The organism is Marinobacter sp. P4B1 (assembly GCF_001447135.1).
Lineage (GTDB): Bacteria > Pseudomonadota > Gammaproteobacteria > Pseudomonadales > Oleiphilaceae > Marinobacter > Marinobacter vinifirmus.
Genome location: NZ_LLXM01000010.1, coordinates 172,316 through 187,881 on the forward strand (window position 1 = coordinate 172,316; position 15,566 = coordinate 187,881).

The window sequence follows — 15,566 nt, forward strand, 5'->3', positions numbered from 1 at the left end:
AACCGTTCTTATGCGTATTATCGGGCGGTAGACTCATCCAGGGAGCGACAGATTCAATGAAATTACAACAACTGCGGTATATCTGGGAAGTTGCGCACCACGATTTGAATGTGTCCGCCACCGCCCAGAGCCTGTTTACCTCACAGCCGGGCATTTCCAAGCAAATCCGTCTGCTGGAAGACGAGCTGGGGCTGGAAGTATTTGCCCGCAGCGGCAAGCACCTGACCCGCATCACCCCGGGCGGCGAGATTATCATCCGCGAGGCCGGAGAAATCCTGCGCCGGGTAGAAGGTATCAAGAAAATTGCCCAGGAGTTCAGCAACCAGCGCAAGGGCGACCTCAGCATTGCCACTACCCACACCCAGGCACGCTATGCCTTGCCTCCGGTGATCAGCGGGTTTATTGAAGAGTATCCGGATGTGTCGCTGCATATGCACCAGGGTACGCCCATGCAGATCTCCGAGATGGCGGCCAACGGTGCCGTGGACTTTGCCATCGCCACCGAGGGCATGGACCTGTTCAACGACCTGCTGATGATGCCCTGCTATCGCTGGAACCGCTGCGTGGTGGTGCCGAAAGACCATCCACTGGCCAGGGGGCAGGAGCTGACGCTGGAAGAGCTGGCCGAGTACCAGCTGGTCACCTACGTGTTCGGCTTTACCGGCCGCTCCAAGCTGGATGAGGCTTTCCAGTCCAAGGGTTTGACCCCGAAAGTGGTGTTCACGGCGGCGGATGCCGACGTTATCAAAACCTACGTACGCCTGGGGCTGGGTGTGGGCATTATCGCCAGCATGGCGTTCGACCCGAAAACCGATACCGATCTGGTGGCACTGGATGCCAGCAAGTTGTTCCGCCCGTCGGTGACCCGTATCGGCTTCCGCAAGGGTACGTTCCTGCGGGGTTATATGTACGACTTCATGCAACGCTTTGCACCGCACCTGACCAAGGAAATGGTGGATCGCGTGGTGGCCCATCAGGGCAGCCGTACCGAGATTCAGGAACTGTTCAAGGACATTGAGCTGCCGGTTTACTGAGGCCCCTGAACAAAGAAAGCCCGCCGTCAGCGATGACAGGCGGGCTTTTTTTGATTCTGGAGGGAGGTTAGCCGGATTTGCCAATCAGGTTGCCGGCATGCAGACCACACTCTTTATGGGTGGCTTCCTCCCACCACCAGCGGCCTTCGCGCTCGTGCTGGCCTGGCAGTACCGGGCGGGTGCAGGGCTGGCAGCCGATGCTGACAAAACCCTTTTCGTGCAGGCTGTTGTAGGGGGCTTCTGCCATGCGGATGTAGTCCCAGACTTCTTTAGAGGTCCAGTTCGCCAGCGGGTTGAACTTCACCAGCGTTTTATCATCGGTAGAGAACGCCGTATCGACCTGCACCACCGGCACCTCATTCCGGGTGCCCGGGCTCTGGTCCCGGCGCTGGCCGGTAATCCAGGCATCCACCGTGGCCAGTTTCTTGCGCAGTGGGTTCACCTTGCGGATGCCGCAGCATTCCGAATGGCCGTCTTCGTAGAAGCTGAACAAGCCTTTCTTGCCCACCAGGGCCTGAACTTCGTCGGAATCCGGAAACAGCACTTCAATCTCGATGCCGTAATGCTGGCGCACTTTCTCGATAAACTCGTAGGTTTCCGGGTGCAGCCGGCCGGTGTCCAGGGTGAACACCTGCAGGTTGTCCGTCAGCTTGTGGGCCATTTCGATCAGCACCACATCTTCCGCACCGCTGAAGGAAATGGCGATGTTGTCGTAGCGGGCGATGGCGGCTTTCAGGATAGCCCGGGGGCTCTGGCCGTCCAGTTCGGTGCGCAGAGAATCGATATCAGTCATGTTGTTCCAGCAATCGTTATCGTGTTGCCGCAAGGCTATCATCAAACCGCTCATAACCTGAAGGAATGACAAACTATATATTTATAGCTCGCCGGCAGGTTAAAGACCGGGATTCCCGATGCATTCCCGCCCCGTTTTTCATATCATACGCGGCAGCAAGTCGGGCGCCTGTTGTGCCTGCCACCTTATCATTTATTCAGGAGACCGTTGTGGAACTCGCATGTCTTGACCTTGAGGGCGTACTCATCCCGGAAATCTGGATCGCCTTTGCAGAAAAAACCGGTATTGAAGAACTCAAGGCAACCACCCGGGATATTCCTGACTACGACGTACTGATGAAACAGCGCCTGCGCATTCTGGACGAGCACGGCTACGGCCTGCCGGAAATCCAGGAAGTGATCGGTACACTGGACCCGCTGCCCGGCGCCCGGGAGTTCCTGGACTGGTTGCGCGAGCGTTTCCAGGTGGTGATCCTGTCGGACACCTTCTACGAATTCGCCATGCCGCTGATGAAGAAACTGGGCTATCCAGCGCTGTTGTGCCACAAGCTGGAAGTGGCCGACAACGGCCAGATCACCAACTATCTGCTGCGCCAGCGCGACCCCAAGCGCCAGTCTGTGCGTGCGTTCCAGTTGCTGAACTACCGGGTGATTGCCGCCGGTGATTCCTACAACGACACCACCATGCTGGGCCAGGCCGAAGCCGGTATTCTGTTCCACGCGCCCCAGAACGTGATCGACGAGTTCCCGCAGTTCCCGGCGGTGCACAACTTTGACGACCTGAAGCAAGAATTCCTGAAAGCCAGCGCCATTCACGGCGCCTGATTTTCCGGTATTCCGGTCTGTGCCGCTGCGGGAACCCGGCGGCGCAGATCGTTCGCGCTTACCGCTTTAGTTGTTCCAGAAAGTCCATCAGTGGCTTCACCTTGGTCAGGGTTTCCTGATATTCCGCCTCCGGGTCTGAATCCGCCACAATTCCGCCGCCACCCCAGCATCTGATCGTTCCGTTCGCCTCGCAAAGCAGGGTGCGAATGGCAATGTTGCTGTCCAGCCGCCCATCCAGCCCGTAATAGAACACCGACCCGCAATAGGGCCCGCGCCAGTGGGGTTCCAGCTCGTGGATAATCTCCATGGCCCGGATTTTCGGGGCACCGGTGATGGAGCCGCCGGGGAAGGCATCAAACAGCGCCTGTAACGGGCTGACACCGGGCTTCAGTTGTGCGCGAATGTGGCTCACCAGGTGGTGGACATTCTGGTAACTTTCCAGCGCAAACAACTCGTCCACCTTCACCGAGCCGGGCAGGGCGTTCACGCTCAGGTCGTTGCGCAGCAAATCCACAATCATCAGGTTTTCGGCCCGGTCTTTTTCCGAGGCCAGCAGCTCATCGGCCAGGGCCTTGTCCTGCTCCGGCGTGGCGCCGCGCCGCCGGGTGCCTTTGATTGGACTGGTTTCGATCACCCCGTCGCGGATTGCCAGGAATCGCTCCGGTGACACCGACACCACCGCGCTGCCTTCATGGCGCAGAAACGCCGCGTAGGGTGTGGGGTTGGCAAGGCTCAGTTCCGTGAACGCCAGCCAGGGATCGCCGCTGTAGTGTCCTTCGAAAGACTGGGACAAGTTGGCCTGATAGCAATCGCCGGCCTGGATGTAATCCTGCACCTGTTGCACGCGATTGCGGAAATTGGCCGGGGCTTGAGTCGGTTTGAACGGCTGCTCCATGGCCCAGTGCCTTGGCTGTGGCTCAGCGGGTGTAGCCAGCCAGTTCTCCAGCTGTTTTTGCTGGGCCTGCGGCAAGTCCGGGTGTACCCACAGATAACAGTCACCTGTTTCCAGGTCTTCACTGGCAAACCACAGATACAACCCGGCAAACATCAGCGGCACTGGCAGCTTGGGCACCAGCCCTTGCAGCTTGGCTTCCCGGGCATAGCCGAACTCGTAGGCCAGGCTGCCGACCCAACCGCCGATCAGCGGGCAGGGTGCTGCCTTTAACGAACTGAGCGCGTGCTGGTAAGGCGCCGCCAGCCGTTCCATCTTCCGGGCCAAAGCCTGAGTGTCCACGCCCATGCCTGCATTGGCTGGCAACGAGACCCGTTCCACCGCCTGGCAGGAGAACCCCCGCGCAGCCCCGCGCCCACCCGCAATTGCCTGGCCGCCCAGAAATACAAAGTCCGGCTCTGCGGCCGAATAGCTGCAAAGCTGATCAAACTGCTGGCGGGAAATGGACTGACAGACAGGAAAGGCCAAGTTACCTCCGTTAAAAATTGGAAGAATGCTACGCGCAGCACAAAACGGGCGTTGTCCGATTGGGACAGGCGCTGATTTAATGGTTTTACGCAAGAAATCGGGTGGACGGTATTTTACCGGAGTTTCAGCCCGGGTTCCGGAAATCAGTAAAACAATAGTGGAAGACATGCCATGACTGGATTCAAAACCTACACACTCGCTGCGAGCTTGATGTTATCGATAGTGGCTGGTCCTACGGCACTAGCCCAAAGTCAGACTAACCAGCTTTCTGAGGATCATGTCTTGGCCGATGGCGAACTCACAAATGAGGAGTTGGCGATTGTGTTGCTGACGGCAGAGAAGGATCTGAACTCTTTGCTTGATAAAGCGATTGCCAGTGTTGAGAGCGATGTTGAAGCCGCCGGAGTCTTCCGGCCTAGAGCGTGGATGATTATGAAAGACAAAGAAATCAAGGAAGTCACATTTGCAGATGAGGCTTCACAGGCACCTCCGGAAATGAAGCTGCACATGATTCGGGTGAGCCTGAAGTCCCTCGCCAGGCACGATGGTATTGACTCAGCGTTAATCGTATACCCAGGTACCATACAGAAAGATGATGAATCTCAACGGGTTGTGGTTGTAGAACATGAGCACAGGTTAGGTGTATCAGGTACCAAGTTGATACCGTTGGAATTGAGCGGAGGGAAGGTTGCGTTTGGCGGAGCGCTATCTCAGAAAAAACCTTTTCAGATTTTCTACGACAAAAAGCAGTAACGGCTCTCTGGTTTTGGCCTTAAATCCTGATTGGGTGAATTGTGAGGGTAGTCACGGATTAAGACTGTAAAACAATCTTAAATGGAGGTGTGGAGGATGTTCTCCACATCCCAATAAACTCGCACAACAAAAAAAGAGTTTCTTAAGGAGATAATAATGAAAGGCCTGAAAAAAATTGCTCTGGTAGCTGCAATTGCTGCCGCTCCGATGGCTTCTCACGCTGGAATGAAAGCCCTTGACGACACCTCTATGGGTAACGTCACCGGTCAGGCTGGTGTGACTATTGAGCTGGAAACCTATGTAGAGATTGGTAAATTTACCTACACTGACGAAGGTACGTTTGCCGTTAACGACATCAAGCTTGGTGGTGCTAATGCTAGCGGTCTTCTCGATGATCCGGCCAATCCTGGTGAGTTCATCGCTGTACCGGGTATGGCGACTCAAAGCAGAACGTTGGATGACCTGAAAATTGACATCGACGTTGCAGCAGATGGTGATGCAATGATCCATGTAGGTTCAATCACCGGTGCGCCGATTGACTGGGGTATGCAGGCAGGTTCAATGTCGCTGAACTCAGCAGATGGAACCGAAAGCACCACCCTTCTCTCGGGCCTGAAAGGTTTTGGTATGCTCGGAGCACTAGATATTCGTGTAGACACCGCTAATGTGGGTGGCGTCGCGGACAGTGGTAGCCTGATGCTGGATGTTGCCTTCACCGTTGAACGTATGGATTTCGATGTTGATTTCCTTGGTGTCGGAATTCGTGGTATGACCATCGCCGGTGCTAATGCTGGTGGTGAAGTATACACAGATGCCGAACTCGAAGGTCTGCTGAATAGAGATGAGAGTGGTCAGTCGCAGCAGTTCAGGGGCGACTATGATCCCGCGACTGGTGATGGTGCTCCGACTCTGGCTCAACTGGCTTCCGGTGCCCTCGGCAAGTCGTTTGCCATTGCGAGTGTTGATGTCTACAAAGGCGATGGCCTTGGTGCATCTACCAAAACTGATGTGCTGCGTGTGGATGTAAAAGATGTGCTGATGGACGTTAATATCGCTCAGACCATCGTTGGCGGGGCCAATATCGGTACCATTGGTATCGACAACCTTCACATCTCCGACACCAAGCTGGCAGTCTACGGTCACTAATCCGACCTGACACCAATCCTGGTGCAACGCCCCGCCTCGGCGGGGCGTTTTTGGTTCTGCAGAACACGCAGGCACAAAAAAACGGCAGTGAACAGGCTGCCGTTTTTCGTTTGTCGCGAAGGCAGTTATCGGGCCTTACTGATCCGGCACCTGAATAGAAAGATCAAACCCACCCCCAGGTCGCGGTGTCAGATTAATCGGCCCTTCGTTAATCCCCTGCGGAATATTGATCCGGTCTATCCCCGGCGGGTTACCGATGCTGAAATTCAGGTTCTGGCCGTCAAAGCCGATACCCAGCTGGTCGTTCAGGAAGGTTTGGGTAAAGGGTTCGTCCGGAATTTCCGGTTGCTGGCCGAAGATCAGCTGGGGGATGTCCGGGCGGAATTCGGCTGGTGGCTGGACTCTTGTCAGTTCGTCTACCGGCAGCAGCAGGGCGCGGCGCAGGAATTCTTCTTCGGCGTCGGTTAAGGAATCTTTGCGGTCATCTTCCAGGTAGCGTTGCAGAGCTTCCCGGTAGGCTTCTTCTTCCGATTCGGTGACAACCGGCTCGCCCGGGGAAATGGTCAGGGCCTGGATGATGCGCTGGCGGTCCGCCTCGGACTTCTGCTGGTCTTTGGGTACCACGATAACGGCGGAGTCTTCTACGTAGGTCTCTACCATTTCGTCAGACGTCATGGTTTGTACGCCCGCAATTGCGGGAGCAGCGATGGCGGCCGTTATGGCAGCGGCAAGCAGTTTGCGACGTATCATGAGTTGCCTCTTGGGTAACCGGTGTGTGCAGAGGCGCTGCTGAGACTGCGAGGACTGCTGAACTCAGGGCATTCAGGCTATGCGCTTCATTTTGTCAGTATTCGGTTTGTCTGACACGATTTCAACCGGAAAGTGCCGGTATTGTGATCAGAATCTTCCCCTACGGAGTACAGTTATAAAAACACTGTGGATATGGTTTCATAGTCCGTAAACTGCATTGAACTTTTCAGGAGTCTTCCGGCCTGATGGGCATGATAAAACAATCTGTTGGCCGTCGTTTCAGCCGCTGGATCAACCGCCGTATTCCCCGTGCAGACAGCGTTCTGTTCAGCCAGAAAAACATCTGCATTCTGCCCACCGGCGCCGGCGTGGTGTTCGGCATTCTGTTGCTGATCATGCTGATTACCGGCATCAATTATCAGAACAGCCTGATTTACCTGCTTACTTTCATGCTGGGCGCCCTGTTTGTGGGGGCCATGCATCAGACCCATCGCAATTTGTCCGGCTTGACGCTTGCCCTCATTCAGGCAGGGGAAGGTGTGGCTGGTGAAGATATTCCTTTCCGGTTCCGGGTCAGCAGTGGCAAGGACGATGCCTTGTCGATCAGATTGTCGGTGGAGGACTCGCGGGTTGAGGGTATTCATGTGCCAGCGGGGGAGTCGAAAGACGTCACCCTGCCTGTCCCTTCGGCCTGGCGTGGCTATCTGCGCCCCGACCGGGTGCGTATTGAAACCCGGTTTCCGTTTGGTTTGCTGAAGGCCTGGTCCTGGGTGCGGCCGTCTTCGGCCGGGTTGGTGTTTCCGCGGCCAATAGGGGCGCCGGAAGCGCTCAGTACCCTGGAGGATGGCCCGGAGAACGCGGCGGCCGCGAAAACAGCCGGGCAGGACGAAGCGGACTTGCGGCCCTGGCGGGAGGGGGACTTAAGCCCCCGGGTGATGTGGAAGCGCTTTGCCCGCTCCGGCCAGATGGTGGTGGCAGATTGGGAGGCGAAGCAGGGTAGCCCACACTGGCTGGATTTTGCCGCGTTTCCCGGCGTGGATAACGAACTGCGCTTGAGTTACCTGGCCTGGCTGGTACAGGACAGGGCTGCAAAGGGCGCCCGTTTTGGCCTGAACCTGCCGGGTGAGGTGATCGAGCCGGATTCCGGCAAGGTGCATGTGGAGCGTTGCCTGCTGGCGCTGGCTATCTGGGGCGAGGAAAAGCCCCGGGATGATGATGCCAGGGCCTTTGGTACCCGCAGGAAACTGGATCGGGCAGCACGGGGAGGCAGTGCGGTATGAAGCTTTCCCTGCCTTTTGGCTTGTTCAGTGGCCGGGAAGAACCGCCGAAAGAAACCATTCCCGGTAAGGCCCTGCTGTGGCTGATTGCGGCCTTTGCGGTATTACTTGTGCCCCAGTGGGATCGACTGCCGGTGTGGTTGATTGCCGCGTGTGTGGTGCTGGCCGGCTGGCGCTGGCTGGCGCAGATGGGCCGGGTGCGTTTGCCCGGACGCTGGTTGCGCACCGGTATCATGCTGATCCTGATGGCGGTGTACATTGCCACGGTTCAGGGGCGCTTTACGGTGGATACCGCCGCCTCGTTCTTTGTGCTGGCGGTGGGCCTGAAATGGCTGGAAACCCGCAGTGCCCGGGACTTCTATGTGCTGTTCTTCATCCTGGTGTACCTGGCCACGGTGAATTTCCTGTTCCGGCAGGACATTCTCTGGGCGCTGGTGAACTTTGCCGCCATTGCACTGTTGCTGGTGGGGCTGCAAACCATAAACGCGCCGGACCTGCCCAATGCCATCGGCCGGGGCTGGAAGCGCCTTGGCCTTCTGATGCTGAAAACCCTGCCGGTGGTGATCCTGCTGTTTGTGTTCTTCCCCCGCATGGCGCCGCTGTGGAGTGTGCCCATGGTGTCTGGCCAGGCCCGGAGCGGGATTTCGGACACCATGCGCCCGGGAGATATCTCCAACCTGGCCCAGAGCAGTGAGCGGGCTTTTCGGGTGACCTTTGGCGGCGAAGCCCCGGATTACCGTGACCGCTACTGGCGCGGGCTGATCCTGGACCGCCTGGACGGCGAAACCTGGCGTCAGGGCGATTCCGAGCGTTTCTTCCGGCCGGGCCGGGTAGCCATCGATGGCGGCGTGGGGGACCTGGAGCCGAACCAGTACGATGTGCTGCTGGAACCTACCGACCAGCGCTGGGCGTTCGCTTTGGATGGCTCCGAAGCTGTCTCGGATAACGTGGTAGAGGCAGAGCAAAACCTGTTCCGTTTCCGGCGCCCGGCAGACAGCTCTGTGCGCTATCGGATGGCTCTGGGCAATGTGGCGGCGAGCAGCGCAGTGCAGGGGTTGTCACCGCCGGAGCAACGCCGATACCTGCAGCTGCCGGCCCAGGGGAATCCCCGGGCACGGGAACTGGCGCAGCAGCTGGGTTCGCAGTTAAGCCCGGAACAAACCGTGATGGAGTTGATGCGCCGGTTCCGGGAGCAGGAGTATTTCTACACGCTGCGGCCACCGGCCATGCCGGAAGATGGCATTGATGCCCTGTTGTTCGATGAAAAGCGGGGCTTCTGTGCCCACTATGCCGGTGCAGCTACTTTTGTGTTCCGGGCAGCAGGTATTCCGGCAAGGGTGGTTGTGGGTTACCAGGGTGGCGACGCCGGTGCCAACAACGAGTACTACATCGTTCGCCAGTACGATGCCCATGCATGGGTGGAAGTGTGGCTTGAAGGGCGCGGTTGGGTAAGGGTTGATCCTACCGCCGCCATCGCACCCAGCCGGATTGAATCCGGGCTGCGAGACGCCATGGCAGACGAAGGTTCATTTCTGGAGAACGAACTGATCTCGCCTCAGCGTTACAGCGATCTGCAGGTCTTGCAGTGGGCCTCACTGCAGCTGGACCGCATCAACTACCAATGGCAGCGCTGGGTGGTGGGTTATCAGGGCCAGAGCCAGATGGATTTGATGTCCCGGTTGCCCGGTGGCGTAGGTATGAAGGAACTGGGCTACCTGACTGCAGGTATTGTCGGCCTGGCGTTGCTGGTGGCCGGCCTGGTGTCTGCCCTGGGCATGAAGCGGGGCGCACGGCAGGATGCGTTCCGCCGGGTGGTCAGCAGCTGGCATCGGTTCTGTGAACAGGCGGGCGTTCCGGTGCGGGTTGGTGAAACTCCGGAGGCGCTGGCGCAAAGGCTGTCCCGGGCGGTTCCCGCTGTGTCTGAATCGGCGCGGGTCTTTGCCCGGGCCGTGAACAATCATTACTATAGTGCCTCATCCGCGCCGGCCTCTGCCGACGACACCCGCCGTTTGAAGCGGTTGCTGTGTACCATGAAGCGGCAACGGCGCAATGGCCCGGAACCAGTACCCGAAACACGGACTCCACCCAATGAGTGATATCGCCCAAGACATGCCCTGGCTGGCCAAGGCCTGGCACGCGGTTCAGCACCGGCTGGCGGAAGACCGGCTGCCTCACGCCTTGCTGGTGGCCGGCGAACGGGGTGTGGGCAAGCGTGCCTGGGCCGAGGCTGTTGCCGGGTTGTTGCTGTGCGATCGCCGGGAAGACCTGGGCAATGGCAACCTGGTGGCTTGCGGCCACTGCAAGCAGTGTGAGTTGCTGCGTGCGGGCAGTCATCCGGATTTGCGAATCTACGCGCCGGAGAAATCCCGCATGGTAAAGGTGGACCAGGTGAGGGCATTGTCGACCTTTGCCGTGGGTTCGCCCCAGGTGGCCCATCACAAGGTGGCCATTGTCGACCGGGCAGACCTGCTGAACATCAATGCCGCCAACGCCCTGCTGAAAACCCTGGAAGAACCGCTGCCGGATGTCACCCTGCTGCTGTTGCAGGAAAGTGGCCGGCCGGTGCTGCCCACCATTCGCTCCCGGTGCCAGGCGTTGACCATTCCGGTGCCGGCGGAAGAACAGGCCCAGAACTGGCTGGCTGCGCAGGTATCCGGGCTGGAGGAAGATCAGCGCCCCGGAGCCGGGGTGCTGGCCAAGAGTCTGATGCTGGCGGGTAATGCGCCGAGGTTGGCGCTGGAATATGCCACCGGCGAGTTTCCGGGGTTACGGGACAAGGCCTTCGAGGCGTTCAAGCAGTTTATGAAAGGGCAGATCACCGTGGGTGATGCGGCGAAGTGCTTCAAGACCATCGGCCTGGAGGATACCCTCTGGCTGTTCGAAAGCTGGGCCGCCGACCTGGCCCGGTGCAGCGCCGGCGGTCAGCCCAATGATACCGAAGCGGCAGACATGCTGATGTTCCTGGCCCGCAGCAATCCGCCCTGGCGGGCCCATGAATTGCTGGACCGGGTCCGGCAGAGCCGGGAGGCCGCCGTGTATAATGCCAGCCCGGAACTGGAGGCCAGCCAGCTGTTGACTGCCTGGCGTGATTTGATGCCCAGAAAGCGCGCCGCAGGTTGAGCTTTAGCGGTTAACAGCTGCTATGATTGCGAAATATCAGAAAAAAGAAGGTGTTTGATATGGGGCCCGGATTCGGAGCACGCAGTGGTATTCTGACCCAGACTATCAACGACAAAGCCGCGCTGTACGCAGCCTATATGCCTTACATAAAGCAGGGTGGCCTGTTCATTCCCACCCACAAGCAGTACCAGCTTGGCGACGAGGTTTTCCTGCTGCTGACCCTGATGGACGAGCCGGAGAAAATCCCGGTGGCCGGCAAGGTTGTGTGGATAACCCCGAAAGGCGCCCAGGGCAACCGGGCTGCCGGTATTGGTGTGCAGTTCAACGGTGATGATGAAACCGCCCGCACCAAGATCGAATCATACCTGGCTGGCTCCCTGAGCTCTGATCGCCCCACCCACACCATGTAGGACCTGCCTTGCATGAATGACACAGTGTTACCCGACAGTGGGCACGAAGTTCCGGCCGACTGCCGGGAGGCGCACTGGCCACTCGAAAACATCACCCTTGCCGGCCTGAGCTGGCATCCGCCCCGCGAAGCAGCCACCCGGCAACCTGTGCTGATGGTGCACGGCTGGCTGGATAACGCCATGAGCTTTGCCCGCCTTGCGCCGGAAATTGCCGCCCATGCGCCGGTCCACGCCATCGACATGGCAGGCCACGGCCAGTCCGGCCACCGGCCGCCGGGGTACAGCTACTGGCTGATGGACTATGTGGCCGACCTTTCCGAACTGATCGACAGCCATTTTCCGCACAGCGAAAAAGAACCGATAGACCTGGTCGGCCATTCTCTGGGCGGCATCGTATGTGCTTTGTACGCAGCGGCCTTTCCGGAGCGGGTTCGGCGGCTGGTGATGATCGACAGCCTGGGGGCGCTTAGCCGCCCGGCGGAAGAAACCATTCCCCAGCTGCGCCGGGCATTGCAGAAAAAGCGTAACGGTTCGGCACCGCCGGCGATCTATCCGGATGTGGAAACCGCAGCACGAATTCGCGAGGGAGGCCTCAGCCCCCTGAGTGCCGAGGCGGCCAGCTTGCTGGTGCCCCGGAACATGCGCAGTTACGGGGTGGGGTATGTCTGGCAGACCGATGCAAGGTTGCGGCACCCCACGGCTTTGATGATGACAGAGCAACAGGTGGAAGCCTCTTTGGCGGCCATTAAAACCCCGGCGCTGTTTGTGCGTGCCGAGGAAGGCCTGCTGACTTACCGGAAGGGGCTGGATCAGCGCGCGGCGCTGATTCCGGAGCTGACCACGGTGGATGTTCCCGGCGGCCACCACTGTCACCTGGATGGCGATACCACGCCAGTCAGTGATGCCATAAAAAGGTTTCTTTTTGATGTTTAACCGATCCAGCAGTGGCTTTTTGAGATGTTTGGCGGCCGTAGTTCTGTTTGCGTCTGCCGGTGCTGTCCAGGCGAACGCTCTTGCGCAGGCCCCTGTGCAGTTCTCGCAATCGTCGCTGCAGAACACCGCAGCGATTGAATCCAGCGGCCACTTGGTGCTGTTCAGCCCGGTGCGGGAGATTCGCAACGAAATCCGTTCCGATGTAATGGCGCGCCTGCCGGTGTCTGGCCAGGGGCAGCTGTTCGAGATCAACCGCGATGCCAGTCGCGAGGCTGCACTGGACCATTACCTGACGGAACTCCGGGCCAGGGGCGCCAGTGTTCTGTACCAGTGTTCCGGTATACAGTGCGGCCGTAACAACGTCTGGGCCAACCAGATTTTCCAGCAATCCCGCCTGTTGGGTCGGGATGGCAGCCAGGATTACGTGGCCGCTGCAGTGGAAGACGAGAACGGCACTCAGTGGCTCACGCTGGTGTATACCGTCACTCGCGGTAACCTGCGGGAGTATGTGTGGGTGGAGCAGCTGGAGGTAGGTGCCGGCGCGTCCATTCCCGGCTTTGAAGCGTCAAACGGGCGCATGAAGGGGCCGGTGGTGGTGCCCTGGAGCGGTGGCGTTACCTATCGATTTGATTTCAGTGCCGATGACCGGCGCAGGCTGACCGACTGGGCGGCTGATGAGGGCGCCGAGGTGGTGTTGGCCGCGTTCTCCTCGCTGCAGGACGGCGAGCGTCTGGAGGCGGCCCTGGAGCGCGCCCGGCAGGCAGGTGATGCCCTGGCCGAAGTTCTGGGCAAAACCGGAATCTCCCGCAGCCAGATTCGAATTGTCACGGTAGGGCCCGTGGTGCAGGTGGAAGACCCGGATCGTCGTGGTGATCGTGTAGAAGTATTGGTGATCAAGAGGTAAGCCATGGCACAGAAGGATAAACCGGTTGATAACGGCGCCAGTGCTGTCATAAAAAGCTCTGATGTTTCTCCTGCAAGTGCGCCTGCCCGCGGCAATGTTCGCAAGACCGGCAAGGGCAAGACCGTTGCCTTGACCCTGGGCAGCGGTGGCGCCCGGGGCTATGCCCACATTGGCGCCATTGAAGTGCTGGTAGAGCGTGGTTACAAGATTGCTGCCATTTCCGGCTGCTCCATGGGCGCCCTGATTGGCGGTATGTATGCCGCCGGCAAGCTGAAAGAGTACAAAGACTGGGTAACCGGGTTAGGGCAGTTTGATGTGATCAAGCTGCTGGACCTTACCTTCAGCTCCATCGGTGCCATCCGGGGCGAGAAGGTGTTTTCCATCGTGCGGGAAATTCTGGGTGATACCCGCATTGAAGACCTGCCGATTCCCTTTACGGCCGTAGCGACTGACCTGCTGGCACATAAGGAAATCTGGTTCCAGGAAGGGCCCCTGGACAAGGCTATCCGTGCCTCCATTGCGATTCCCAGTGTAGTGACGCCGCTGGTGCTGGACGGCCGGGTGCTGGTGGACGGTGCGGTGCTGAATCCCTTACCGATTATTCCCACCATCTCTGCCCACGCAGACCTGATTATGGCGGTCAACCTGGCGGGCGAGGAAGAGCAACTCCAGCGAATTCCGGACGCAGCACTGACGCTCGCAGAGGATACCGGCGGCGATATGGAAGAGTGGATGGATGCGCTCCGGGACAAAGCTTCCCGCTGGTTCGACTGGGATGCCCTGAAAGCGCTCACTAACCGCAAGGGCAGTGAGGACGAAACACCGGAACAGAAGATCAGCCGGGAGATTGCCAAAAAGTCGCAGGAAAAAGCGATTGAGGCCAAGGCCAAGGCTCCGGTGCCTGCCGATCACCCGGATGCGGAAAAGCGGGAAGAGCACGACACCATCGACTGGGACAAGCTGGGCATTGGCAAGTTTGATGTGATGAACCTGACCATCGAAACCATGCAGAGCGCCCTGGTGCAGTACAAGATTGCCGGTTATCCGCCGGACTTGCTGATCAATATTCCCAAGAACGCGTCCCGCAGCTACGACTTCCACAAGGCGCCGGAGCTGATCCAGCTGGGGCGCGAACGTATGACGGCGGCACTGGACCGATTTGAGGCCAGCCGCAGCAGTTCCGGCCCGCTGGCGCTGTGATGGCAGGCGGGCGGAAAGCTGCAGCCATCGGCCTAATCAGCGTATAATGCCGCGCTGAAACTTACCGACCAGGAAACCGACTTTGTGACCAGCCCCGTAGATGACCTGCAGACTATTCGCGACCTGTTGCGCTATGCCGCCTCACGGTTTGCTGCCTCGCCCCTGTACTTTGGCCATGGCACCGATAACGTGTGGGACGAAGCCGTGCAACTGGTGCTTCGCAGCGTTCACCTGCCGCTGGAAAACAACAACCTGTTCCTGGATGCGCGCCTGACCCGCAGCGAGCGGGAGGTGATCATCGAGCGTATCGAGCGGCGCATTAACGAGCGTGTGCCCATTGCCTATTTACTGGGCGAAGGCTGGTTCATGGGCATGCCCTTTAACGTGGATGAGCGGGTACTGGTGCCCCGGTCACCGCTGGGAGAGCTGCTGGAAAACGGCTTGCAGCCCTGGCTTGGCGGCACCCACGTTCAGCGCATTCTGGACCTGTGCACGGGCAGCGGTTGTATCGGAATCGGCGCCGCGACGGTGTTCGACGAGGCAGATGTAGACCTGTCGGATATTTCTGAAGATGCGCTGGCGGTTGCCGAATCCAACATCGAGATGCACGGCCTGGAAGGGCGGGTACAAACGGTTCGCTCGGATGTGTTCGACAACATCGAGGGCCGCTACGATGTCATCCTCAGCAATCCGCCGTATGTGGATGCGGAAGACCTGGCGGACATGCCGGAAGAATACCAGCATGAGCCGGCACTGGGCCTTGCCGCAGGCGACGACGGCCTGGATATTGCCCACCGCATCATTGCCGGTGCCGCCGATCACCTGACCGAAGACGGCCTGCTGATTGTGGAAGTGGGTAACTCGTGGGGTGCGATGGACGATGCCTATCCGGACCTGCCGCTGACCTGGCTGGAATTCGAGAATGGCGGCGACGGCGTGTTCCTGGTTACGGCCCGGGACCTGCGTGAATGGCAGGCTAGAAACAGCTGAAGTAATTTATTA

The 15,566-nt window shown here is 59.0% G+C and carries 15 protein-coding genes; 12 read left to right on the forward strand and 3 right to left on the reverse strand.

Annotated elements, in window-relative coordinates:
* The first annotated feature begins 56 nt into the window (after positions 1-56).
* Entirely contained in the window at positions 57-1,034 is a 978-nt protein-coding gene (cysB, locus tag AQ621_RS06890; protein ID WP_058340823.1) for an HTH-type transcriptional regulator CysB, read from the forward strand.
* Positions 1,035-1,101: 67 nt separating this feature from the next.
* On the opposite strand, the gene AQ621_RS06895 is transcribed toward cysB, so the two are convergent.
* A complete protein-coding gene (locus AQ621_RS06895) occupies positions 1,102-1,827 on the reverse strand; it encodes a phosphoadenylyl-sulfate reductase (protein ID WP_058340824.1) in 726 nt (241 codons plus the stop codon).
* 209 nt (positions 1,828-2,036) lie between these two features.
* On the opposite strand from AQ621_RS06895, the gene thrH reads away from it, so the two are divergent.
* On the forward strand, positions 2,037-2,651 hold the full coding sequence (thrH, locus tag AQ621_RS06900; RefSeq protein WP_058340825.1) for a bifunctional phosphoserine phosphatase/homoserine phosphotransferase ThrH: 615 nt from the start codon (positions 2,037-2,039) through the stop codon (positions 2,649-2,651).
* A gap of 58 nt (positions 2,652-2,709) precedes the next feature.
* Here thrH and pabB read toward each other — a convergent pair whose 3' ends face one another.
* Positions 2,710-4,071 (reverse strand): aminodeoxychorismate synthase component I, encoded by a 1,362-nt coding sequence (gene pabB, locus AQ621_RS06905; RefSeq protein ID WP_058340826.1) that lies wholly within the window; start codon positions 4,069-4,071, stop codon positions 2,710-2,712.
* Between the two features lie 171 nt (positions 4,072-4,242).
* Here pabB and AQ621_RS06910 point away from each other — a divergent pair, with 171 nt between their 5' ends.
* Both AQ621_RS06910 and AQ621_RS06915 read left to right on the forward strand, forming a co-directional pair.
* Complete coding sequence (locus AQ621_RS06910; protein WP_058340827.1) at positions 4,243-4,824, forward strand: hypothetical protein; 582 nt, start codon at positions 4,243-4,245, stop codon at positions 4,822-4,824.
* Positions 4,825-4,980: 156 nt separating this feature from the next.
* On the forward strand, positions 4,981-5,970 hold the full coding sequence (locus tag AQ621_RS06915) for a DUF6160 family protein (RefSeq protein ID WP_058340828.1): 990 nt from the start codon (positions 4,981-4,983) through the stop codon (positions 5,968-5,970).
* Positions 5,971-6,105: 135 nt separating this feature from the next.
* Here the strand turns inward: AQ621_RS06915 and AQ621_RS06920 are convergent, their stop codons facing one another.
* Positions 6,106-6,720 (reverse strand): hypothetical protein, encoded by a 615-nt coding sequence (locus AQ621_RS06920; RefSeq protein WP_058340829.1) that lies wholly within the window; start codon positions 6,718-6,720, stop codon positions 6,106-6,108.
* 251 nt (positions 6,721-6,971) lie between these two features.
* On the opposite strand from AQ621_RS06920, the gene AQ621_RS06925 reads away from it, so the two are divergent.
* From AQ621_RS06925 to prmB, 8 genes are all read left to right on the forward strand, one after another.
* Positions 6,972-8,000, forward strand: a complete 1,029-nt coding sequence (locus AQ621_RS06925) for a DUF58 domain-containing protein (RefSeq protein WP_058340989.1) — start codon at positions 6,972-6,974, stop codon at positions 7,998-8,000.
* Positions 7,997-10,093 (forward strand): transglutaminase TgpA family protein, encoded by a 2,097-nt coding sequence (locus tag AQ621_RS06930; protein WP_058340830.1) that lies wholly within the window; start codon positions 7,997-7,999, stop codon positions 10,091-10,093. The genes AQ621_RS06925 and AQ621_RS06930 overlap by 4 nt, the downstream gene beginning before the upstream one ends.
* Complete coding sequence (gene holB, locus AQ621_RS06935) at positions 10,086-11,117, forward strand: DNA polymerase III subunit delta' (protein WP_058340831.1); 1,032 nt, start codon at positions 10,086-10,088, stop codon at positions 11,115-11,117. The genes AQ621_RS06930 and holB overlap by 8 nt, the downstream gene beginning before the upstream one ends.
* A 59-nt stretch (positions 11,118-11,176) precedes the next feature.
* Positions 11,177-11,527: a PilZ domain-containing protein gene (locus AQ621_RS06940; protein ID WP_022990106.1), complete on the forward strand. Its 351-nt coding sequence runs from the start codon at positions 11,177-11,179 to the stop codon at positions 11,525-11,527.
* A 12-nt stretch (positions 11,528-11,539) separates the two neighbouring features.
* Positions 11,540-12,460, forward strand: coding sequence for an alpha/beta fold hydrolase (locus AQ621_RS06945; RefSeq protein WP_058340832.1), 921 nt, complete (start codon positions 11,540-11,542; stop codon positions 12,458-12,460).
* Between the two features lie 94 nt (positions 12,461-12,554).
* Entirely contained in the window at positions 12,555-13,364 is an 810-nt protein-coding gene (locus tag AQ621_RS06950) for a DUF4892 domain-containing protein (RefSeq protein WP_227508260.1), read from the forward strand.
* Between the two features lie 3 nt (positions 13,365-13,367).
* Positions 13,368-14,564, forward strand: a complete 1,197-nt coding sequence (locus AQ621_RS06955) for a patatin-like phospholipase family protein (RefSeq protein WP_058340834.1) — start codon at positions 13,368-13,370, stop codon at positions 14,562-14,564.
* Between the two features lie 84 nt (positions 14,565-14,648).
* Complete coding sequence (gene prmB / locus AQ621_RS06960; RefSeq protein ID WP_058340835.1) at positions 14,649-15,554, forward strand: 50S ribosomal protein L3 N(5)-glutamine methyltransferase; 906 nt, start codon at positions 14,649-14,651, stop codon at positions 15,552-15,554.
* The last annotated feature ends 12 nt before the right edge of the window (positions 15,555-15,566 follow it).

Excerpts from the sequence above, each read along its gene's own strand:
- cysB (WP_058340823.1), top strand. The coding sequence starts at position 57 with ATGAAATTACAACAACTGCGGTATATCTGGGAAGTTGCGCACCACGAT.
- AQ621_RS06895 (WP_058340824.1), bottom strand. The coding sequence starts at position 1,827 with ATGACTGATATCGATTCTCTGCGCACCGAACTGGACGGCCAGAGCCCC.
- AQ621_RS06910 (WP_058340827.1), top strand. The coding sequence starts at position 4,243 with ATGACTGGATTCAAAACCTACACACTCGCTGCGAGCTTGATGTTATCG.
- AQ621_RS06915 (WP_058340828.1), top strand. The coding sequence starts at position 4,981 with ATGAAAGGCCTGAAAAAAATTGCTCTGGTAGCTGCAATTGCTGCCGCT.
- AQ621_RS06920 (WP_058340829.1), bottom strand. The coding sequence starts at position 6,720 with ATGATACGTCGCAAACTGCTTGCCGCTGCCATAACGGCCGCCATCGCT.
- AQ621_RS06925 (WP_058340989.1), top strand. The coding sequence starts at position 6,972 with ATGATAAAACAATCTGTTGGCCGTCGTTTCAGCCGCTGGATCAACCGC.
- AQ621_RS06930 (WP_058340830.1), top strand. The coding sequence starts at position 7,997 with ATGAAGCTTTCCCTGCCTTTTGGCTTGTTCAGTGGCCGGGAAGAACCG.
- holB (WP_058340831.1), top strand. The coding sequence starts at position 10,086 with ATGAGTGATATCGCCCAAGACATGCCCTGGCTGGCCAAGGCCTGGCAC.
- AQ621_RS06940 (WP_022990106.1), top strand. The coding sequence starts at position 11,177 with ATGGGGCCCGGATTCGGAGCACGCAGTGGTATTCTGACCCAGACTATC.
- AQ621_RS06945 (WP_058340832.1), top strand. The coding sequence starts at position 11,540 with ATGAATGACACAGTGTTACCCGACAGTGGGCACGAAGTTCCGGCCGAC.
- AQ621_RS06955 (WP_058340834.1), top strand. The coding sequence starts at position 13,368 with ATGGCACAGAAGGATAAACCGGTTGATAACGGCGCCAGTGCTGTCATA.